This is a genomic window from Frankia sp. AgKG'84/4 (assembly GCF_023242965.2).
GTDB lineage: Bacteria > Actinomycetota > Actinomycetes > Frankiales > Frankiaceae > Frankia.
In genome coordinates this window covers 1-896 of sequence record NZ_JALKFU020000870.1, presented here as the reverse complement: position 1 = coordinate 896, position 896 = coordinate 1, and the positions used below count along the sequence as shown (strand labels likewise).

The window sequence follows — 896 nt, the reverse complement described above, 5'->3', positions numbered from 1 at the left end:
ACCAGCGCGGCGGTGCTGGCCGTCGTGCGCGCCGTCGACGACCTGACCGCGCACGCGGGCCGCTCGGCCGGGCGGGAGTGGATCCCCGCCGCCCTGGACGACGCCCTCGCGGGCCGCGACGAGCTGCTGTGGGCGAAGGTACGCACGGCCGGACCCTTCGTCGCCGAGGCGACGCGGCACCTCACCGAACTCGGCCTGCACGACGTCGAGTTCTCCGCCGCGGCGATCACCTCGCCCGATCCGGACGACACGGACGAACCCGCCGCCGACGGCCCGGCCACCGCCACCGCCACCGCCACCGCCACCGCCACCGGCACCGGCACCGGCACCGGCTCAGCCACCCCCACTACCGACCGGCCGACCGGTGCCGACGCCGACCGGGACACCAGGGGCGAGACGGCCAGCCTGCTCGCCCAGGCCGAGACGCTGCGCGAGCACCTGGACGACGGCGGCGGCCTGCGCCGCCGGTTCCGGCCGAAGGCGCAGCGGGCCGCCGAGGCCCTATTGCGCCACGTCACCGTGGACGGGCAGGTGCCGAACAGCGTCGAGCTGCTCGACCTCGTGCGCAGCCGGCTGCGGGCCCAGCTCGCCCTCGACGCCGCCGACCGCGCCTGGACGCTGGTGGGACGGCCGGGGCGGCCGGCGGAGCCGATCGAGATCCGCCTGTCCCGGCTCACCGAGGACCAGCGGGCCATCGGGGCGATCGACGCGGTCGTGGCGGCACGCGATCAGCTCGTCGCGCTCGCCGACGGACTCGGATCCGGCCAGCCACCGCGCGTCCACTCCGCGGCGGACCTCCGCGACCTGCCCGCGACGATCTCCGCCCTCGAGCCCGTCGCCGCGGCGGGGGCCGCCGACCGGGAGCTGGCCGAGACCGCCGCCGACCTCGGCCGGCT

General features: G+C 78.0%; 1 pseudogene. It reads left to right on the top strand.

The features are described from left to right. Positions 1-896, top strand: a pseudogene (locus tag MXD58_RS25750) (AAA domain-containing protein); the annotation flags it as partial.